This window comes from Rhizobium sp. ZX09 (genome assembly GCF_017357485.1).
In the GTDB taxonomy this organism is placed as follows: domain Bacteria; phylum Pseudomonadota; class Alphaproteobacteria; order Rhizobiales; family Rhizobiaceae; genus Agrobacterium; species Agrobacterium pusense.
On the sequence record NZ_CP031363.1, the window covers coordinates 2,616,204 to 2,636,358 of the forward strand.

The 20,155-nt window shown below is 59.4% G+C and carries 23 protein-coding genes; 4 read left to right on the forward strand and 19 right to left on the reverse strand.

Annotated elements, in window-relative coordinates:
- Positions 1-3: 3 nt before the first annotated feature.
- The 14 genes from BTN45_RS12790 to rplU form a co-directional block, all read right to left on the reverse strand.
- Positions 4-516 (reverse strand): RNA pyrophosphohydrolase, encoded by a 513-nt coding sequence (locus tag BTN45_RS12790; RefSeq protein WP_022557006.1) that lies wholly within the window; start codon positions 514-516, stop codon positions 4-6.
- A 56-nt stretch (positions 517-572) separates the two neighbouring features.
- Positions 573-1,766, reverse strand: coding sequence for a divergent polysaccharide deacetylase family protein (locus BTN45_RS12795; RefSeq protein WP_207588161.1), 1,194 nt, complete (start codon positions 1,764-1,766; stop codon positions 573-575).
- 62 nt (positions 1,767-1,828) lie between these two features.
- Positions 1,829-3,157 carry a S41 family peptidase gene (locus BTN45_RS12800; RefSeq protein ID WP_004444102.1) on the reverse strand — a complete coding sequence of 443 codons (1,329 nt, stop codon included), beginning with the start codon at positions 3,155-3,157 and terminating at the stop codon, positions 1,829-1,831.
- Positions 3,147-4,544: a murein hydrolase activator EnvC gene (locus BTN45_RS12805; protein WP_207588162.1), complete on the reverse strand. Its 1,398-nt coding sequence runs from the start codon at positions 4,542-4,544 to the stop codon at positions 3,147-3,149. The genes BTN45_RS12800 and BTN45_RS12805 overlap by 11 nt, the downstream gene beginning before the upstream one ends.
- A 157-nt stretch (positions 4,545-4,701) precedes the next feature.
- Entirely contained in the window at positions 4,702-5,184 is a 483-nt protein-coding gene (gene rlmH, locus BTN45_RS12810; RefSeq protein ID WP_004444109.1) for a 23S rRNA (pseudouridine(1915)-N(3))-methyltransferase RlmH, read from the reverse strand.
- A 157-nt stretch (positions 5,185-5,341) separates the two neighbouring features.
- Complete coding sequence (gene rsfS, locus BTN45_RS12815; RefSeq protein WP_006698315.1) at positions 5,342-5,830, reverse strand: ribosome silencing factor; 489 nt, start codon at positions 5,828-5,830, stop codon at positions 5,342-5,344.
- A gap of 69 nt (positions 5,831-5,899) precedes the next feature.
- Positions 5,900-6,523: a nicotinate-nucleotide adenylyltransferase gene (locus BTN45_RS12820; protein WP_004444115.1), complete on the reverse strand. Its 624-nt coding sequence runs from the start codon at positions 6,521-6,523 to the stop codon at positions 5,900-5,902.
- Between the two features lie 3 nt (positions 6,524-6,526).
- A complete protein-coding gene (locus BTN45_RS12825; RefSeq protein WP_042936043.1) occupies positions 6,527-7,813 on the reverse strand; it encodes a glutamate-5-semialdehyde dehydrogenase in 1,287 nt (428 codons plus the stop codon).
- A complete protein-coding gene (proB, locus tag BTN45_RS12830; protein WP_207588164.1) occupies positions 7,806-8,975 on the reverse strand; it encodes a glutamate 5-kinase in 1,170 nt (389 codons plus the stop codon). Before proB ends, BTN45_RS12825 begins: the two co-directional genes overlap by 8 nt.
- Positions 8,972-10,039 (reverse strand): GTPase ObgE, encoded by a 1,068-nt coding sequence (gene obgE / locus BTN45_RS12835; RefSeq protein WP_004444121.1) that lies wholly within the window; start codon positions 10,037-10,039, stop codon positions 8,972-8,974. Before obgE ends, proB begins: the two co-directional genes overlap by 4 nt.
- Before the next feature lie 169 nt (positions 10,040-10,208).
- Positions 10,209-10,802, reverse strand: a complete 594-nt coding sequence (locus tag BTN45_RS12840; RefSeq protein ID WP_207588167.1) for a GNAT family N-acetyltransferase — start codon at positions 10,800-10,802, stop codon at positions 10,209-10,211.
- Positions 10,799-11,431 carry a GNAT family protein gene (locus BTN45_RS12845; protein ID WP_004444125.1) on the reverse strand — a complete coding sequence of 211 codons (633 nt, stop codon included), beginning with the start codon at positions 11,429-11,431 and terminating at the stop codon, positions 10,799-10,801. The genes BTN45_RS12840 and BTN45_RS12845 overlap by 4 nt, the downstream gene beginning before the upstream one ends.
- A gap of 131 nt (positions 11,432-11,562) precedes the next feature.
- Positions 11,563-11,832: a 50S ribosomal protein L27 gene (gene rpmA, locus BTN45_RS12850; RefSeq protein WP_004444127.1), complete on the reverse strand. Its 270-nt coding sequence runs from the start codon at positions 11,830-11,832 to the stop codon at positions 11,563-11,565.
- Between the two features lie 40 nt (positions 11,833-11,872).
- Positions 11,873-12,187 carry a 50S ribosomal protein L21 gene (rplU, locus tag BTN45_RS12855; protein WP_003492690.1) on the reverse strand — a complete coding sequence of 105 codons (315 nt, stop codon included), beginning with the start codon at positions 12,185-12,187 and terminating at the stop codon, positions 11,873-11,875.
- Between the two features lie 332 nt (positions 12,188-12,519).
- Here rplU and BTN45_RS12860 point away from each other — a divergent pair, with 332 nt between their 5' ends.
- Positions 12,520-12,960 (forward strand): metallopeptidase family protein, encoded by a 441-nt coding sequence (locus tag BTN45_RS12860; RefSeq protein WP_003520258.1) that lies wholly within the window; start codon positions 12,520-12,522, stop codon positions 12,958-12,960.
- 19 nt (positions 12,961-12,979) lie between these two features.
- Here BTN45_RS12860 and BTN45_RS12865 read toward each other — a convergent pair whose 3' ends face one another.
- A complete protein-coding gene (locus BTN45_RS12865) occupies positions 12,980-13,186 on the reverse strand; it encodes a DUF1737 domain-containing protein (RefSeq protein WP_003505258.1) in 207 nt (68 codons plus the stop codon).
- A complete protein-coding gene (locus BTN45_RS12870) occupies positions 13,183-14,094 on the reverse strand; it encodes a CoA ester lyase (RefSeq protein WP_207588169.1) in 912 nt (303 codons plus the stop codon). Before BTN45_RS12870 ends, BTN45_RS12865 begins: the two co-directional genes overlap by 4 nt.
- Positions 14,095-14,204: 110 nt before the next feature.
- On the opposite strand from BTN45_RS12870, the gene BTN45_RS12875 reads away from it, so the two are divergent.
- From BTN45_RS12875 to leuB, 3 genes are all read left to right on the forward strand, one after another.
- Positions 14,205-14,435 carry a hypothetical protein gene (locus BTN45_RS12875; RefSeq protein ID WP_006698322.1) on the forward strand — a complete coding sequence of 77 codons (231 nt, stop codon included), beginning with the start codon at positions 14,205-14,207 and terminating at the stop codon, positions 14,433-14,435.
- A 161-nt stretch (positions 14,436-14,596) separates the two neighbouring features.
- Positions 14,597-15,202 (forward strand): 3-isopropylmalate dehydratase small subunit, encoded by a 606-nt coding sequence (gene leuD, locus BTN45_RS12880; protein WP_006698323.1) that lies wholly within the window; start codon positions 14,597-14,599, stop codon positions 15,200-15,202.
- Positions 15,203-15,472: 270 nt separating this feature from the next.
- Complete coding sequence (leuB, locus tag BTN45_RS12885; RefSeq protein WP_035208013.1) at positions 15,473-16,585, forward strand: 3-isopropylmalate dehydrogenase; 1,113 nt, start codon at positions 15,473-15,475, stop codon at positions 16,583-16,585.
- On the opposite strand, the gene BTN45_RS12890 is transcribed toward leuB, so the two are convergent.
- The 3 genes from BTN45_RS12890 to cobA all read right to left on the reverse strand — a co-directional run bounded on the left by BTN45_RS12890 (position 16,566) and on the right by cobA (position 20,112).
- On the reverse strand, positions 16,566-17,813 hold the full coding sequence (locus BTN45_RS12890) for a cytochrome-c peroxidase (protein ID WP_112765666.1): 1,248 nt from the start codon (positions 17,811-17,813) through the stop codon (positions 16,566-16,568). The two genes, leuB and BTN45_RS12890, sit on opposite strands and share 20 nt — an antisense overlap.
- A gap of 197 nt (positions 17,814-18,010) precedes the next feature.
- Entirely contained in the window at positions 18,011-19,327 is a 1,317-nt protein-coding gene (locus BTN45_RS12895; RefSeq protein ID WP_207588171.1) for a cobyrinate a,c-diamide synthase, read from the reverse strand.
- The gene (gene cobA, locus BTN45_RS12900) at positions 19,324-20,112 is read right to left on the reverse strand and encodes a uroporphyrinogen-III C-methyltransferase (protein ID WP_207588173.1); all 789 of its coding nucleotides are present in this window, start codon (positions 20,110-20,112) and stop codon (positions 19,324-19,326) included. Before cobA ends, BTN45_RS12895 begins: the two co-directional genes overlap by 4 nt.
- Between the last annotated feature and the right edge of the window lie 43 nt (positions 20,113-20,155).

Consider the following 20,155-nt stretch of genomic DNA (forward strand, 5'->3'; position numbering starts at 1 on the left):
TTTTTATTTATCGGAAAGGTGCCGGAATTCGGCAACCACTTTCTCGTAGACGCCGCGCTTGAACGGAACGATGAGTTCAGGCAGGCTCTCCATCGGCTTCCAGTCCCAGGCATCGAATTCGGCTGCGTGCCCCGTCGGTGGCGGATCGATCTGGATTTCGCTTTCGTCGCCTTCGAACCGGAATGCGAACCAGCGCTGTGCCTGGCCGCGATATTTACCCCTCAATCCGATGCCGATCAGTTCCGGCGGAAGATCGTAGTGGATCCAGTCGCTCGCTTCCGCCAGCAGCCGCACCGTTTTCATTCCCGTCTCTTCGTGAAGCTCGCGAATGGCCGCGGCCAGAGGCCGCTCGCCCTCATCAATGCCCCCCTGTGGCATCTGCCACAAATGCGGCGAGCCATCATATTCGGAATTGCCTTCCTTGATGCGCCGGCCGGCCCACACCAGGCCTTCGGCGTTCAGAACCATCATCCCCGCACAGGGACGATAGGGCAAATCTTCTGCTTTGATTGTCATGGGTTTCCCGCATTGTCTGAGCGCCACAAGGGCGCGGAAATGGCCGCAGGCAAGGTTTACTGCCCCGCCGGCTCCGAAACAAGGGCGGAAACGCCGACGATCTCGATACCGCGGCCCGCCGCTTCCCGGGACCACCGCGAGATCGCGGCAATGCTTTCATCAAAAGCAGAAGCCACCCCGATCGCCTGACCATTGCGGCGCGCGACCCGCTCCAATTCGTCCAACTTCCGCAAGATGGAAGCTTCGGTCACTTCGCCGTCGAGCAGAATATCGGCAAAACCCTGGGGGGCAGAGATGGCCTTTGCAATCCCGCCACTCAGGGACTGCGCTGACGAACCATCGTCCAGAAATAGCAGACCACGTTTGCCGATATCACGCATCACCGGCTCCAGCGCCGCCTGCTCGGCGAGAAAGCGCCCGCCGAGATAATTCATGATGCCGGTATAATTGGTGATTTTGGCCATGGATCGATGCAGCCGGTCGAGGTTTACCTTGGCGGGATCGTCCGCAATCAATGTATCCGGGCCGGGATTGGTGCCGGGATAACCAAAGGGCTCCAGCGGTATCTGGAGAAGAATTTCGTGCCCCTCACGGCGTGCTTCCTGCATCCAGCGTTGCAGGCTGTTGCCGCTGGCGGCAAAGCCAAGCGTCACCTCCGGCGGCAGTTCCCGTATCGCCTTTTGCGAGCCTGTCTGGCTGAGGCCGAGACCACCGACCACGATCGCCACCCGCGTGCCCCGCGCTCCCGACCAGGGCCGCGCATATTGCTCCATCGGCCGCAATCCGTCGGCGCCCACCACTGGCAACCTGCCAAAGGCCGTATCCTCAAGCAATTCCTCGTTGGGCCGCGTGGCCATCCGCGGGTCCTGGCCATAGGTCTGGCCGCTCATCAACACAGGCCCGTCATTATCACGGGGCCGAGGAGAATAGACTGAGACAACATTACCATCGGGCATGGTCGCACGATTGATGTTCGCGCCAGATCGGCCACTTTCCGGTTGCAGACCAGCCGTTTCGGCCTCCCCGTCCGGTACGGATGGTTCAGCTTTGTTTTGCGCAGGCGGCAGTTCAAGGTCCGGCCCGGTCGCCGTCCTCTGCAGATTGCCGGGCGAGAGCGCCGTGTAGACGGACAGTCCGCCGATGGAAAGAACCGCAAGCGCCGCCAGAACCATAATGACGGAAAAGCGCCGGTTGATACCGGCGCTTTTTTTCTGACGACCCAGAAGCGGTTTTCGCAGGTCCGAAGGCAATGAACGATCCGTCCAGAGGGTTTGTCAATCGAGATGGAGTGCCGGAAGCCGGCACAACGCTCTTATTGCTTGTTGACCACAGCCTTTTCCGGGTTGGGCGGGAAAGACGGATCCGTCTTGACGCCACGCAACAGGTCAAGCGCATAGTTAAGCTGGATGTCGTCCTTGGCCTCCGGCGGAACATAGGCCGAAGAACCCGAACCTTCGTCCGTTTCGCTCTGACCCTTGATGTGCCCGGAGAGACTGGATTCGCCCTCTGCCGTGACGCGACCCTGCAATTCCGGCGGCAAAGGCTGCTCTACCTTGATATCGGGCTCGATACCTGTTCCCTGGATCGATTTGCCAGACGGCGTGTAATAGAGCGCGGTGGTCAGACGCAGCGCACCGGCCTCGCCGAGCGGAATGATCGTCTGAACCGAACCCTTGCCGAAGGAGCGCGTGCCGACAACGGTCGCGCGACGCAAATCCTGCAGAGCGCCGGCAACGATCTCAGACGCCGAAGCCGAACCGCCGTTGACGAGCACGATCACCGGCTTGCCGTCGGTCAGATCGCCGGCCGTTGCGTTGAAGCGGCGGGTCTCGTCGGGGTTACGGCCACGGGTTGAAACGACCTCACCACGCTCAAGGAAGGCGTCGGAGACATTGATCGCCTGATCGAGCAGACCGCCCGGGTTGAGGCGCAGGTCGAGCACGTAACCCTTCAGCTTGTCGGCAGGAACATCCGCCTTGATCTTCTTGATCGCCTTTTCGAGATCGTCGTAGGTCTTCTCGGTAAAGGAGATGACGCGCAGATAACCGACATTGTCGCCCTCGACACGCGACTTGACCGCGCGGACGGCAATCACGTCGCGCACAACGGTAATTTCAAGCGGCTTGTCGGCGCCCTGGCGGATGACGGTCAGCTTGATGGGCGTCTTGACTGCGCCGCGCATCTTTTCGACCGCCTGCTCCAGCTTCAGTCCGCGAACCGGCGTACCATCGATTTCGGAGATGAAGTCGCCGGCAAGAATGCCCGCGCGGGATGCTGGCGTATCATCCATCGGAGAGATGACCTTGACCAGTTCGTTTTCCATCGTCACTTCAATGCCGAGGCCGCCGAACTCACCCTTGGTCTGGGTGCGCATGTCGTTGGCGTCCTTCGCATTCATGAAGCTTGAATGCGGGTCGAGCGAGCTGAGCATGCCGTTAATGGCATTTTCCACCAGCTTCTCGTCATCCGGCGGCGTCACATATTGCGCACGCACGCGTTCGAACACGTCGCCAAAGATCGACAGCTCCTTATAGGTCGAAGGCCCGGCCGCCTGTGCCGGCATGCTCGCCGAATAAATCACGCTCATCGCCGTGGCGCCCATAAGCCCACCGATAAGGAGAAGCGAAACCTTACGAATCATTGTGCGCCCTTCCGGTATTTTTTGCGGTCCACCACGGTTGGGAATCAACCGGTACACCATCTTTCCTGAACTCAATGTAGAGCGTTGGCCTGTCGGTTTCCAGCGCCAATGCTGCTGCACTCGCTACTCTTTTTGCCCCCATGGAGGCGATCGGCTCTCCGGAGAACACGAACATGCCCTGCCGGGTTCTTACATTATCCATGCCCGTCATGACCACGTGATACCCATCGCCGGTATTGAGGATGACCATGCGACCGTAGCTGCGAAAATCGCCGGCAAACACCACGAAACCGTCCGCAGGCGCCGTCACGATGGCCTCCGGGCCGCTCGCGACGACAACTCCCTTGGAAAAATGGCCCGTACCATCCGCGTCGCCGAAGCGCCGCAGCACTTCGCCCGCCACCGGAAACTCCAGCTTTCCCTTCAAACTCGCGAAGGGATATGCGGGCGCAATACGGTTTTTATCGGGCATTCCAGCCTCGGCCGCGGCGCGCTGCTTTTCGCGTTCCGCCTCCGGAAGACGGGCCAGACGCTGCTCTTCCGCACGCGCCTTTTCCATCGCCTCCCGTACCGAGGTAATTTCGCCTTCAAGCGAACTGACCAGCCCTTCGAGGCTCGTCGCCTTGCTCGCAAGTTCTTCGGACCGCTTGCGCTCCGCCTCCAGCTCCGCCGCCGTCTGGGAGTTCTTGCGGTCGTTTTCGGCAATCAGCAGGTCGAGGCGTTTTTCCTCTTCAAGACTTGCCGTCATCATACCCGTAAGATCGTCTTTTTCGCGAGCGATTGCCTGTCTGAGATCGGTCAATTCTTTGAGAGCGGCGACCAGCTTGTCCGTTTCACCGCGAATGCCGGGCACAACGGCGCCAAGAAGAATGGCGCTGCGAACGGAAGCAAGCGCATCCTCCGGCGAAACGAGCAGGGCGGGCGGCGGATTTCTGCCCATGCGCTGCAACGCGGCCAGAACCTCAGCCAGTACACCGCGCCTCTCCCGTAGAGACGCCTTGACGCCGTCCTCGCGCACCGAAAGCTTGGCCAGGCGATCCTCACCATCGCTGATCCTGGTTTCCAGCGCCTTGCGTCTCGCAGCCGACGCGATCAGCTCTTCCCGGATACGGGCGCTGTCCTGATTGAGGGATGCGATGCTCTCCTCGAGCTTCCTTGTTTTGTCCTCGGAAAGTCCGATACTGTCGACCAGTTCCTCAAGATCCTGACGGTTCTGGTCACGACGCTTCTCCAGCGACTGCAACTCATCTGGAGATAGATCGCCATTCTCGGTGGGAACGGCGCCCGCATCATCGCGCGAATAGGTCGGACCAATCCCCACAACGAAAGCAGCGAGAACCGCGCCCGCAAGGGCCGCGTGCCGTTTTCCTGGAGACTTCTTGTCCATCTGAACTTTCTTTGATGCCGAAGCAGGGAGCGCCGATATTAGGGATTTTACCGCGATCTTCCAAGAGGCCTTTAAGGCGGCCGACGACCATCCCCATGTCAGCCGTGTCGCCGAGTTTCATGTTGAAATTGCGACGGCACCCGCATCCGTCCCCGCGTCATACCCGGTGATAGGGGTGACCGGATAGGATGGTAACGGCGCGGTAAAGCTGCTCGGCAATCAGGATGCGGACAATCTGATGCGGCCATGTCAGTTTGCCGAGATTGAGAACGGCTGTCGCCCTGTCATAAAGGCCGGGATCGAGACCATCGGCCCCGCCGATGGCGATAACAAGTTCGCGCTTGCCGCTGTCGCGCAGATCACCGAAAAAGGACGCGAAGGCCGGGCTGTCCAGCGCCTTGCCACGCTCATCGAGTAAGATGAGCACTGCGCCATCGGAAAGATGCTTTTCCAGCATCGCCGCCTCTTCGCGCTTGCGGGTTTCTGCGTTTGATGCACGACTTTCCGCGACTTCGATGACCCGCGAAAATTCCAGCCCGACCGCCGGGCCAGTCTTGGCGAGGCGCTCGATATAACGGGTCGCAAGATCCTTTTCGGGGCCGGATTTCAGCCGTCCCACCGCAAAAATTGAAATCCGCATCGCAAACCTGCACGTGTCGTAGCCCAATGGGCCACGCTCTTAACAGCATAGCGCGCGGATTCCTATGCGGCCGACCTGATTTCCGGCCAGAAGCATCGCTCCGAAGTCACAGGCGATCTTCGGCAAAAACGATGCCTTCGCTCAAAGGCTCACCGCATCAATGCAGCGTCTCTTCCGGCATGTCCGGCGTCGCCCACATTTTTTCGATGTTGTAGAAAGCGCGGATTTCCGGTCGGAACACATGAACGATGATATCGCCGGTATCGATGAGCACCCAGTCGCCGGTCTCAAGACCTTCGACGCGGGCGTTTCCGAACCCTTCATCCTTCATGTCTTTCAGAAGATGCTCGCAAATCGCCGAGACATGCCTGTTCGACCGCCCGGACACCACAACCATGTAGTCCGCAAGCGCCGATTTTCCGGCAATGTTGAGAGAGACGATATCTTCAGCCTTGGAGTCCTCGAGGCTCGCGAGGACGGTGTCGAGGGCATGGCCGGCGGCATCGGCGCCACTGTCCTGGCCCTTCGGGATAGCAACGAATGCTCTTCCCTTGGCGTGTACTGTTGTCAGAGGTTTTCCTTTCCAAGAATGACAAAACAGGCACTGCGCGACGCGATTCTCTGCGTCACACAATGAAGGTGGCATCAAAGCATTAACTTTTCAAGATATGGAGCCTTCGACGGCGGCCACATACATCATTTGTGATCGGCCGTGTCATTTGCGGCCGTTACGTAGCGCGGTGGAGCTGAGCGTGGAACGCGGTCCATGAATGAAAACCCAGGCGGGCGCTGGTTTTTTCCATAAAACACCGGCATCGTCCTCATCGATCCGCGCCTGGCTGAAGGCCTGCGCCATGGTGGAGGAGAGGTAGGAAAGCGTCGAACCCGGCCTGTCGATCACCGCAATCGGGAAAGTCTCAGCAATCGTGCGCCATTTCTGCCAGTGATGGAAACTCTTGAGATTATCGGCACCCATAACCCAGATGAAGCGCACGTGCGGATTTTTCGCCTTCACCTTGGCGAGCGTATTAGCGGTATAGCTTATGCCTAGCGACTTTTCGAAAGCCGTGACCTTGATGCGAGGATCGTGAACGAGCTTTTCGCAGGCAGCGATGCGATCTTCGAGAGAGGCCAGCTCTGAGCGGCTTTTCAACGGATTGCCTGGCGTCACCATCCACCACAGTTGATCGAGACCGAGCCTGCGCAGCGCAATCTCTGCAACAAGCGCGTGACCGGCATGCGGCGGATTAAAAGAACCACCGAACAGCCCCACAACCATGCCGCGCTCCACATGCGGCATGGTGAGATAACGTCTGTCGAGGCGCTTATCGGCCGGCAAATATCAGGTCCGTGTCTGGCCGGTGCCATGCACACGGTATTTGAACGAGGTAAGCTGCTCGACGCCGACGGGGCCTCGCGCATGCATCTTGCCGGTGGCGATGCCGATTTCAGCGCCCATGCCGAATTCACCGCCATCGGCAAATTGGGTCGAGGCATTGTGCAGCAGAATGGCCGAATCAAGTTCGTTGAAGAATCGCGCCACCACCTCGGCATCCTCGGCGATAACGGCCTCGGTATGGTTGGAAGAGTAGGTGCCGATATGTTCGATCGCACCGGAAATGCCATCCACCACAGCGACCGAAATGATTGCATCGAGATATTCGGTGCGCCAATCCTCTTCCGTTGCCGGCGCGAGACCCGCCATCACTTCGCGTACGGCCTGCGAACCGCGCACTTCACAACCGACTTCCATCAGAGCCTTGACGAGCGGCTGCAAATGGGTGGAAACGGCAGCAGCATCCACCAGCAGTGTTTCGGCCGCCCCGCAAATGCCGGTACGGCGCATCTTGGCGTTGACAACGATGCGTTTTGCCATGTCGAGATCAGCGGATTTATCGACATAGATGTGGCAGATCCCCTCAAGATGCGCGAAAACCGGCACGCGGGCCTCCGACTGTACCCGGGCCACGAGGCTCTTGCCGCCACGCGGCACGATAACGTCAACCGTGCCATTCAGGCCGCTGAGAAGCGCGCCGACGGCGGCGCGGTCGGTCACCGGTACCAGTTGAATGGCATGCTCGGGAAGACCCGCGATCTTCAGGCCTTCCACGAGGCAGGCATGGATAGCACGCGATGAATGTTGCGAATCCGAGCCGCCGCGCAGGATCACGGCATTACCCGCCTTGAGACATAGCGCGCCGGCATCCGCCGTCACGTTCGGGCGGCTTTCGTAAATCACACCGATGACGCCAAGCGGCGTGCGCACGCGCTCGATCTTCAGGCCATTGGGCCTGTCCCATGCGGCGATGACTTCGCCGACCGGATCAGGCAGCGCCGCGACCGAACGAATGCCTTCAGCGATACCGGCAATCCGGTCATCATTGAGCGTCAGCCTGTCGATGAATGAGGGCGCAAGACCTGCCTGATCCGCCGCGGCTAGATCTTTGCGGTTAGCAGCAAGGATCGCCTCTTTCGAGGCTTCAATGGCGGAGGCCATGGCAAGCAGCGCACGGTTCTTCTGGTCCGCGCCGGCAATGGACAACGGTCGTGAAGCAGCTTTCGCCTGAGCGCCGATGGTCATCATCAGCGCGTCAATATCATGGCTCTGCTTCACGGCCTGTTCAGGCATGGACCTCATCCTTCTCTGCACTCTTAACTTTTACGGCTGCTCCGGTCATGACGAGGTCGTCGCGATGGATCATCGCCGCCCGTCCGACATAACCAAGGATCGCCTCGATCTCATTGGACTTGTGGCCGATGATGAGACGCGCTTCGTCCGCATCATAACCCGCCAGACCGCGCGCGACCTCACGGCCTTCCGAGCCGATAATGGCAACAGCATCGCCGCGCCCGAAATTGCCCTTGACCTGCCGCACGCCAGCGGGAAGCAGGCTTTTACCGGCATAAAGGGCCTTTTCCGCGCCGGCATCCACGTGGATTTCGCCAGCGGGCTGCAATTGCCCGGCAATCCAGGTCTTGCGTGCCGTCACCGGGGTTCCGGATGGCGCGAACCATGAGGAGCGCGCACCGTTTTCGATTGCCTTGAGCGGGTTGAGCGTCTTGCCTGACGCGATGATCATGCCACAGCCGGCAGCCGTCGCAATCTTGCCCGCATCTATCTTGGTGCGCATGCCGCCGCGTGAAAGCTCGGAGGCCGCACCGCCGGCCATAGCCTCAATTTCGGGGGTGATGTCCGCAATCGTGTCAAGGAATTTGGCGTCCGGATCGAGATGCGGCGGAGCTGTGTACAAGCCGTCAATATCCGACAGCAGAACCAGCAAATCGGCGCCCGTCATGGTCGCCACGCGCGCAGCGAGGCGATCATTATCGCCATAACGAATTTCGGTAGTCGCAACCGTGTCGTTTTCATTGATGATCGGAATAGCGCCGATCTTCAGAAGCTGGTTGATGGTGGCGCGCGCATTGAGATAACGGCGACGCTCTTCGGTGTCGGAGAGCGTCAGCAAAATCTGGCCGGCAACGATGTCATGCCGCGACAGGCTTTCCGACCATGCCCGCGCCAGCGCAATCTGGCCGACAGCCGCCGCCGCTTGGCTTTCCTCCAGCTTCAACGCGCCCGAAGGCAGGCCGAGCACGGTGCGGCCAAGAGCGATAGCGCCCGAAGACACCACCTGAACATCCGCACCGTTTTTCTTCAGCGCCGCGATGTCTTCGCAGATGGCATCCAACCAGTCTTTCTTCAGGCCGCTTTTGCGGTCCACCAGAAGCGCCGATCCGATCTTGATGACGATCCGGTGGTGGCTGCCCAGCGGCTTGCGCGTCAGGCTCATAGGCGGTCGTCCTCTTCCTCGACCTCGCTCTCATGCGGCATGGACCGATCGGGAAGGGCGGTTTCGCCGCCATTGCTTGCCGACACGATGATGTCGCGAAGGGCGCGAAGGGCTTCCGTCATGCCGATATGCGCGGCAGCGGACAGAAGAAGCGGCGGACGGCCGCAGGCCTTTTCCAGTTCCTTGGCCTTCTTTTTCAGTTCCTTTTCATCCAGCACGTCGATCTGCGACAGCGCGACGATTTCCGGCTTGTCTGTCAGTCCGCCACCATAGGCATCGAGTTCAGCTTTGACGGTCTTGTAGGCCTTGCCGACCTTCTCTTCCTGCGCGGAAACGAGATGCAGAAGCACGCGGGTGCGCTCGACATGGCCGAGGAAACGGTCACCGATGCCGACCCCCTCATGCGCGCCTTCAATCAACCCGGGAATATCCGCCAGCACGAATTCACGGCCATCGATGGTCGCGACACCAAGGTTCGGATGCAGCGTGGTGAACGGATAGTTGGCAATCTTTGGCCGCGCGCGCGTCACGGTTGCAAGGAATGTAGACTTGCCCGCATTAGGCAGGCCAACGAGACCAGCGTCGGCAATCAGCTTCAAACGAAGCCAGACCGTCTTTTCTTCACCCGGAAGACCCGGATTGGCGTGCGTCGGCGCCTGATTGGTGGACGATTTGAAATAGGCATTGCCGAAACCGCCATTGCCGCCCGCGGCCAGGCGAAAGCGCTGGCCCTCCTTGGTGAGGTCGACGATCAGCGTCTCGTTGTCTTCCTCAAAAATCTGCGTGCCAACAGGCACCCGCAGCACCACGTCGGAACCCTTGGCGCCGGTGCGGGTCTTGCCCATGCCGTGCTGGCCGATCGAGGCCTTGAAATGCTGCTGGAAACGGAAGTCGATCAGCGTGTTGAGACCGTTGACCACCTCAACCCAGACGTCGCCGCCGCGTCCGCCATCGCCACCATCGGGGCCGCCGAATTCGATGAATTTTTCACGCCGGAACGACACGGCACCCGCGCCGCCATCACCGGACTTGATATAGACTTTTGCTTCATCGAGAAATTTCATCGGACTGCCGTTCTGTCGGTTTGCGGGCACCGCAACCAATCGTGCTGCGCCAAACAAAAATATCGTCGTTTCGAATACAAGCGCTTCTTCACAAGGTCAAAGACTATCGTGCGGGAAGCTCATGCGCGAGACAAGGCCGGTCTGGATCAAACCGGCCTTGTAATGTTCCTCAAATGCGATGCGGCTTAATGAAATCTTCAGCCGTGACCATCGTGTCGATATGCGCCACCATGGCGGCACGCGCCGTGGCGTAGATCTGGTGACAACCGGTCACCCGGAAGCCGAGCTTCTCCTGCACACGCAGCGAGGCGGGGTTATCCGCAAACACGCCGGAGTGAAGGGTCACTCCCGGCATGCGGCGAAAGAACCGCTCAACGACGGCGGCCACCCCCTCGGTCATGTAACCCTTGCCCCAGTAGAAGCGGTTGAGCCAATAGCCGAGATGCCACTCGCCATGCCGCAATTCCACCGAGACGACGCCGATCAGCGTATCGTCGCCGCTGGTAATGGCGAAATCCCAGTCAGGCAGGGTGCCGGAGGTGCGCAACACCAGCCACTCCAGCGCATCCTGCTTGTGGTAAGGCGCGGGAACGCGGGCCAGCATTTTCGTTACCGCAAAATCGCCAAGCGATTCCGCAATGCTGCCGGCATCGGAAAGGCGCTGTGGGCGCAGCACCAGACGCGATGTCTCGATGACGGGGCAGGGGCCTGGTGGCGCTATCGCAGGGGCCGCCCGGCGGCGGCTCAGTTCGAGCGTGCTCATCCCATGTCCCCCCAGCTCTTCAGCGAAACCCAGGTCTTGCGGTCCAGCCTATACCATTCGACCGGCACCATGCCACCGAGCGCCAGCGAACCGACCATGCCGGAGCCCTGGAACTGGAAACCGCACTTCTGGATGACACGGCGCGACGGGATGTTGGTGACCCGGCAACGGGCATCGATCTGGTCGATTTCACGCGTGCGAAAGGCCATGTCGATTAGCGCATGCGCCGCTTCGGTCATGTATCCCCGGTTCCAGTAGGGTTCCCCCAGCCAGTAACCGATCTCCAGCGTCTTTTCGTCTTCCTGGGGTTCGAGCGCGCAGCAGCCCAGAAACTCGCCATTGTCCATGCGGGTAATCGCATAGACGCACTTGCCAATCTCGCCAGCTTTGGAGCGTCGCACAAAATCCGCGGCGTCTTTGGCCGTGTAGGGGTGCGGCATACGCGACACCATGGTCGCGATATTGGCATTGTTGGCAAGATGGGCAAGGGCGTCGATGTCTTCTTCGTGAGGCTTGCGCAAAACCAGCCTCTGCGACAGTAAAACGGGGCAATCGCTCCTCGACCGATCGGGCCTCGGCCGTTCCTCGGGTGACCGTGATTGGTCAACCCTCAACAATTCAGCTTGCATGGTTCAGTCCCTCCTTGGGGTTAAAGAAAAAGGGGAGTTGGGTGGTGCCCCATCTCCCCTGTTTTCTTGACTGAACCTGATACGCCTCAGCCGGGTCGATGGGACACCGGCTGCATATGACGCTTACCGGCTTATTCTGCGGCTTCCGCTTTCGGTGCCACAGATACGAATACGCGGCCATTGGCCTTCGTACGGAAGTTCACGTTACCTGCGGTCAGTGCGAAAATCGTGTGGTCCTTGCCCATGCCAACATTGGCGCCGGGATGCCACTGCGTGCCGCGCTGACGCAGAATAATGTTGCCTGGAATGACAGCTTCGCCGCCGAACTTCTTTACGCCAAGGCGCTTGGATTCGGAATCGCGACCGTTACGCGAGGAACCGCCAGCTTTTTTGTGTGCCATTGGAGTTCTCCTTTAAACCTTGTTTCCCGTGTCGCGCCGATCAGGCAGCAACGATGTCCGTGATGCGGACGACAGTGTGATGCTGACGATGGCCGCGCGAACGCTTGGAGTTCTGACGACGACGCTTCTTGAAGGCGATGACCTTCTTGCCGCGGTTGTGCTCGACAACTTCAGCCTTGACGATGGCACCCTTGACGAAGGGAGCACCGAACTTGGCGTCGGCACCTTCGCCAACAACGAGAACTTCGGTGAATTCTACAGTTGCGCCTGCCTCTGCTTCCAGCTTTTCGATGGTCAGCACGGCGTCGGCCGCTACGCGGTACTGCTTACCGCCGGTCTTGATGACTGCGAACATTTTTTATCCTTTCATGTTCGTTCCGGCTCTGCCCGCCTAAGCAAGCTGGCCGTCTTTTTATCAGTCGGAATTTGGTAGAAACCCGTCGGGACAGGATGTCCCTTTGAGTGTCTGCCGGTGAAGCCGCCATTTGAAAGGCGGCATAAACAGAAGGCGCACTACGCCATCAATTTGGGTGCCGATTACGCGAGACGCCGGTTTATGTCAAGATGAAGACGGCTTGAAAAGTAACTGTAACGCCAAGAATTTCATGCTTTTTCGGCAGGCGCGGCAGTCAGGTCTCGAAATTTGCCCAGCAAGTGTTTATATGGGCCTTCCAACAAGGAGCAGAAATGGCCCGCATAGACCAGACCGACGATTGGCGGGACCGCCATGCGCCGACACTTTCCGCCTTCGAATCGCTTGCGATCGAGGCCTATGGCCACCTGCCGGAAGAATTTCGCGCACTGACGAAAGATCTCATCATCGAGATCGCCGATTTCCCGACCGACGATGTCTTCGAAGACATGGCACTCGAAACCCCTTTCGATCTCCTGGGGCTTTTCGAGGGCCGGGGCATCTCCGAACGTTTCACCATGGAAACGGGCGAGATGGTAAACCGTATCACGCTTTATCGACGTCCCATTCTAGACTACTGGGCCGAGAACGAGGAAACACTGGGTGATATCATCACTCATGTCCTCATCCACGAGATTGGCCATCATTTCGGCCTGTCTGATGACGACATGGAGCGGATCGAAGAAAGCGCCGACGAGGCCGCCGCCGATCGCTGATCGGGGCGGCCATGACTGCTTACTGCTCGCCGAGCTTCATGTCGGGATGGTATTCCTTGCCCTCGACCACCTTGGTCACGGCCTGGCCGCAATGCATGACGCCACTTGCCGCATTAAAGGCATAGCTTGGCGAACCCGCGAGTTCCCAGCCTTTGTTCAGCGCCTCGGTAACCCGGTGACAGAATTTCGCGTCGTCCGGTCCGGTGATGAAACGATAGACCTTCACGTCGTTTTTACCTTTCTTTGCGCGATGATATCGGCCATGGCGACCAGCCTTTCGGCCTGGTTTACATGCAGCCGTTCTATCATCCGACCATTCATGTTGATGACATTAAATTTCGCATATTCCGGTTTTGCGAAAGCCGCAATGATCTCACGCGCTTCCGCGACCGCAGTCTCGTCCGGGGCGAAACGCCGGTTAGCCGGCTCGATCTGAGCAGGATGGATCAACATCTTGCCATCGAATCCCATGGCGCGCCCCTGTTCGCATTCAGCTTCGAAGGCCTCGATGTTACGAAAGTCGTTTGAAACGCTGTCGATGACTTCCAGACGGTACGCACGGGCGGCAAGCACAACCTGCATCATCCAGGGTACGAGATACATGCGGTCTGTCAGCGCTGGAACGCGCGTTTCCTTGCGGAGGTCGTTCAGCCCGATGACAAAAGCCGCCAGCCGTGCATCCGGCGTGTGGGCCGCGTCTGCAATCGAGGCGGCGTTCAGGACACCGAGCGGCGTCTCGATCATCGCCCAGATTTTCAGGGCTTCGGGCGCATCTGCTTCGGCCAGAAGATCAGCCACGTCATTGATATCCGCCGGCTGTTCCACCTTCGGCAGCAGGACTGCGTTCGGCTGACAGGAAAGAACAAGCTGCAGATCCGCCTTCCCCTCAGGTGTGGAGAGGGGATTGATGCGAATAATGGTCTCGCCGCCGAAAAAAGGGGCTTCCGAAAACAAGGTTTTCAGATTCTCCCGCGCCTTGCCCTTCATGTCGGGCGCTACCGAATCTTCCAGATCGAGGATCACCCCGTCACAATCGAGATCGCGAATTTTCTCCAGTGCCCGGACGTTGATCGCGGGGACGGACAGCAGCGAACGGCGCGGTCGGACAGGAATATTTTCGGAAAAACTGACCATGCCGCACTTGTGTCAAGCTTTTGTGACATCTGCAAGCCGACAATCCACTGAATCCTCTTGCAAGCCGGAAGAAGAAGGCCCACATTCGTCTGGAAAGAAAGGTTTGGATCATGCAAGGCATACGTTCGTTTTTCATCGCCGCATCCGGCATTGCAATTCTGGCCATGGCCGCTCTTTTCACGGCGTCGCTTACGGTCGCTTTCATTGGCGTGCTCGCGGTTCTTAGCGCAGCCCGCCTCCTGTCCGCGCGTCTGAAGCCGGCTCCGATCCCTGTGAAGCCGCGCAGCCAGCGCGACATGCGCGTCTGGAACGACGGCAAGGGTACGATTATCGATCTCTGAGGTCGATGAATTCGGAAAAAGCACCGGCGGTGCGCGCAAGGCGTACCGATGAATGCGGGTTTGCGCTTCTAAAGCGACCCTTTTTGCAGTATTTCCCCAGTTAACTCCGGCCGGCTTTAGCCAGCGCCAGATTTTGTTCAGGGAAACACGGGAAGCGACAGATGGAAAAATTCACCAAGCTGACAGGCGTTGCCGCGCCCATGCCGGTCGTCAATATCGACACCGATATGATCATTCCGAAAGATTATCTGAAGACCATCAAGCGCACCGGTCTCGGCAAGGGCCTTTTCGCTGAATCCCGGTATCTCGAAGACGGTTCGCCCAATCCCGATTTCGTGCTGAACAAGCCCGCCTACCAGAACGCCCAGATCCTCGTCGCTGGCGATAATTTCGGCTGCGGCTCATCGCGCGAACACGCACCCTGGGCGCTGCTCGATTTTGGCATCCGCTGCGTGATCTCCACCAGCTTTGCGGATATTTTTTACAATAACTGTTTCAAGAACGGCATTCTTCCGGTTGTCGTCAGCCCCGAGAACCTGGAAAAGCTGCTGGACGACGCATCGCGCGGATCAAACGCCGTTCTTTCCATCGATCTTGAACGTCAGGAGATCAGCGGTCCCGACGGCGGTACGATCAGTTTTGAGATCGATGAGTTCAAGCGTCACTGCATGCTGAATGGCCTCGACGATATTGGCCTGACGCTGGAACATCGCGGCGCAATCGATACCTTCGAAAAGACCAACGCCTCCGCGCGGCCCTGGGCCTGATCCCACTTTCTACGTCGGGCATTCGCACAAGCGGGCCCGTCAGGAAAATGCGTCAAGGTAAAAGACTAAAAAGCCGATCCCGTACAAAACCGTACCGGATCGGCTTTTGCTTTGCTTGAAAAGCCCCTGAGGCAGAGATAAAAAGCCCCCGATCCCGTCCGGCTGCAATAAGACCTTGCAGATGCAGGACGGAACGAGTTTGACGCCGTGCTCGCCGCCATCGAAAACCCTTCTGGATGTTTTCCGGCGCGCCGCCCAAGGAGGGTTCCTATGACAGTTCGTTCGCTTTTCCTTCTGCCCGGTGATGGTATCGGCCCTGAGGCCATGGCCGAAGTCCGCAAGCTGATCGACTATATGAACAGCGCTGAAGGTGCCGGTTTCACAGTCTCCGAAGGCTTGGTCGGGGGTTCAGCCTATGACGCCCATGGCGTTGCGATTTCCGATGCGGACATGGAAAAGGCGCTCGCCGCCGATGCTATCCTGTTCGGCGCCGTCGGCGGCCCGAAATGGGATGGCGTTCCCTATGAGCATCGCCCGGAAGCCGGCCTTCTTCGCCTGCGCAAGGATCTTGAACTTTTCGCCAATCTGCGTCCCGCCATCTGCTACCCGGCACTCGCCGCCGCTTCCTCCCTGAAGCCGGAACTTGTCGAAGGTCTCGATATCCTCATCGTTCGCGAGCTGACGGGCGGCGTTTATTTCGGTGAACCAAAGCAGATCATCGACCTCGGCAACGGCCAGAAGCGCGGCATCGACACCCAGATCTATGACACCTTCGAGATCGAGCGGATCGCCAGTGTCGCTTTCGAGCTGGCCCGCACCCGCGACAACCGCGTCTGCTCGATGGAAAAGCGCAACGTGATGAAGTCGGGCGTGCTGTGGAACCAGGTGGTCACCGAAACCCATGCCGCAAAGTACAGGGATGTTCAGCTGGAGCATATGCTGGCGGATGCCGGCGGCATGCAGCTGGTGCGCAAACCCAAGCAGTTCGACGTTATCGTCACCGACAATCTCTTCGGCGACATGCTTTCCGACGTCGCCGCCATGCTCACCGGCTCGCTTGGCATGCTGCCTTCCGCCTCGCTTGGCGCACCGGACGCCAAGACCGGCAAACGCAAGGCGATGTACGAGCCGGTCCACGGCTCGGCGCCTGACATTGCCGGCAAGGGCATCGCCAACCCCATCGCCATGATCGCGTCCTTCGCCATGTGCCTTCGCTACTCGTTCAACATGGTGGATGAGGCAACGAAACTCGAGACAGCGATTGCAAACGTGCTCGACCAGGGCATCCGCACCGCCGACATCATGGCAGAAGGCAGCCGCCAGGTCGGCACGTCCGAAATGGGTGATGCGGTTCTTGCCGAATTCAAGGCGCTTTCGGCGTAAGGCTTGATACAGGCTGGGCAGGCGGCATAGCCGTCTGCCCGTTTTCCTTCGTAAGAAGATGCTCGTAGCGCCTGTCGGTCAGTGTCATCAGAAACGCGACAATGGCGTCGACCCGCTTGTCGTCCAGCGCCGGCGCTGATGTCAGTTCCGCCATGGCGATATTCTCAGGCACCTCAGGCGCGTCCCAGGCTCTGCCGGTTTCAGGATTGATCTGACGGCTCGGCTTCTTGCTCTTATATTTCACGTAAAACAGCACGACCGTGCGCAGATCCTTGAACACGCCATTGTGCATGTAAGGGCCGGTCACGGCGACGTTGCGCAGCGTCGGCACCTTGAATTTGCCGCGCTCAGCCGGATCACCGGCGACGATCGGATTCTGCGCAAGACCGAGATCGACTGCGCCCGGCTTCGAGCCATTTACGGCCCGGACAGGAGTATTGGCGGGCACACCGATGTTGAAATATTTGTGGTTGGTGAAGAGGCCGTCTTCCAGACCCTTGGCGCCCCGGATTTCGTGGCAGGTATTGCAATTGGTGAATTGCGTCGAGGAGATAAGAACCCGCCCCAGCTCTTCCTGATCAGTCAGCTTTTCCTCGCCACGCAGGAAGCGGTCATATCTGGAATCGAAGGTCGAGAACTCGTCCGATCGCTCAAAGCTCGCCAGCGCCTTCGTCATTGCGGCATAGGCGGTGTCGTCGTTCTCAAAAACATCCTTGCCAAACTGCGTGCCGAACGCCGCGACATAATCCGGATTCTCCTTGAGTCGCTTCACGACCGAGGGCTTGTTCGGCATACCCATTTCGACGGGGTTGAGCGGCGGTCCACCTGCCTGATCCTCCAGCAGCGAGGCGCGGCCGTCCCAGAACTGGCCACCCACATACTCTCCCGCCGCATTCCTGCCGAAAGGCGGTGAGAACCGGGCGTAGGCCGCGGTCGGCGCGTTGCGGTCGCCCAGTGAGAAACCGTCATCGCCGAGCGAAACATCGCGCCCAACCTTGTCGTTTTCCCGTCCATCGGAAAAACCGGCCGCCTGCATATGGCAGGTGGAACAGGCCATCGTTCGGTTCATGGAAAGATTGGGATCGTCAAAGAGCGCCGCACCGAGCTTTTCCAGCGTCGCATAATCTTCGCCGCCATGAGCAGCCACACCATCGAACCCGACACCGAAAGGAGCGAGCAGAACGGATGCAGCCAGAGCGGCGGAGAGAAAAAATCCGGGTTTCATCATCGGTAGGCACGCTCGAGATAAATGCGCGATAGCAGATCCGGGCCGCGGCAGACAGAACGGCTTCCGGCCCGGACTTCACGGAACATGGAGCCGGAAGTATTTCCGTCTTTCCATGCCCTCTGAGAGGACCCTATAACACTTTCTAACGGTCGGAGCCTACAAACTTTCACAGCTTGCTCCACTTTGCCGCACCGGGATCAAACGCCCCGGGCAATGGCGTGGAAAAACGTGCCCGAAACGAGGCCTCGCCTGCCGCCCGATGGCCCGAGCGGGCGACCCTGCCCGTCGGCTATCTCAGCAAAAGGCGCGTCTTGGCCGGGGTCGATGACCCGCGCATAATGGAATTCATGGCCGCGCAGAACTTCCCCTGCCGATCCGAGCGGACCATTCACCGCAATTGTTGCCTGCCGGTAGCCGAGATTCATCTTGCGCGTGGCAAAGCTGGTGGCATGCGACAACAGCCCTGTCATGGCATGGGTCACCCCATCGGCATCCTCCAGCGCCGCCCCCATCACCATGTAACCACCGCACTCGCCATGCACGGGCTTTGTCGCGGCAAAGCGGGTAATGCCGGCCTTGAAAACAGCGGCATTCGCGAGTTTTCCGGCAAAAAGCTCGGGATACCCGCCGGGCAGCCAGCAGATATCACAGCTCCCGTCCGGAGCCTCATCGGCGAGCGGAGAAAAAGGCACGATTTCGGCGCCGGATGCATGCCAGTGCTTCTTGAGATGCGGGTAAAGGAAGGTGAAAGCTGCATCTTCCGCCAGCGCAATGCGCTGGCCGGGCGGCGCGATGGCTGCTGTTTTCAAACCCGGAGACAGCTCAACCGGTGCGGCAAGTGACAACACGGCATCAAGATCGATGGATTTTTCCATTGCGTCCGCGAGCCTTTCGATATGTGCATCGATTTCCGGATGTTCGCTCGCCTGCACGAGACCCAGGTGACGTTCCGGCAGGATGAGGGAGGGATCGCGCAGCACGCATCCGGCAACCGGCAATCCGATTTTTTCGATGGCTTCCGTACACAGGAGCCTGTGCCTTTCGCTGCCGGCCCGGTTCAGCACCACCGCCGCCATGGTTACGGCGTGATCGTAATGGGCAAAACCGTGAGCAACGGCGGCGGCGGTCTGCGACTGACCGGACACATCGAGGACCAGCAGCACGGGAATGCCGAATAGCCGTGCCAGATCCGCAGCCGAACCGGTACGGTTTTCCGCCACCGAAATGCCGTCGAACAGGCCCATCGCGCTCTCGATCAGAATGAGATCGGCGTCCTGCGTGTGCTGTGAAAACAGGTGCCGCAGCAGCTCTGGCCTCATTGCCCAGCTATCCAGATTAAGACCTGATGAGCCGGTGGCGAAGGCATGGAAACCCGGGTCTATGTAATCGGGTCCCGTCTTGATGCCGCGTACCTTGATGCCGCGTCGGGCAAAAGCCCGCAGCAGGCCGATGGTCACGCTGGTTTTGCCGGATCCCGAGCGCGGCGCGCCGATGATGATCGCCCGCGCCGTCATGCCTGCGAAACTCCCAGCCGCTCGCGCATCGACACAATCTCTCCGATGACGATCAAGGCCGGCGCTTCGAAATTTTCCCGCATTGCATCGCCAGCTATACTTTCCAGCTTGCTAATAAAGATGCGCTCTTGTTCAGTTGTCGCCGACATGATGACAGCGACCGGCGTCGTCGCCGAACGTCCGCCCTGCATCAGAAGCTTTGCAATTGCGCCGATATTCTTCAGACCCATATAAACGACGATAGGCTCCTGTGTTTTTGCCAGCGCCAGCCAGTCCAGGTCCTCCTCCGTGCCAGCCGCATGACCGGTGGCGAGCGTCACGGCGCGACTGATCCCACGCATCGTGGCTGGAATACGCGCAGAAGCCAGCGCCGCCAGCGAAGATGTCATGCCCGGCAATATGCGAAACGGAACGCCGGCACGGACCAGCGCCTCCGCTTCTTCGCCGCCACGGCCAAAAATAAAGGGATCGCCGCCCTTCAGCCGCAGCACCTTTTTTCCCTGCCGGGCGAAATTGATCAGCGAGGCGGTAATATCGTCCTGCGTCGCAGAGGGCTTGCCACCGCGCTTGCCGGCAAAGACGATCTCCGCCTGGGGACCGAGCGCCACGACATCGTCACTCACCAGCGCATCACGCACGATGATCTCGGCCTGGGAGAGTGCCAGCGCCACTTCGAGCGTCAGATAACGCACATCTCCAGGCCCTGCGCCCGCGAGCCAGACGTGCCCCGCTTCGAAGGCCGGACCTTTTGCGGCAATACTGTTCAAAATCTGCGGTATCGACATTCTTCTCGGCTGCTTTTTAACGATGACGGAAAAAGCCGTCCCG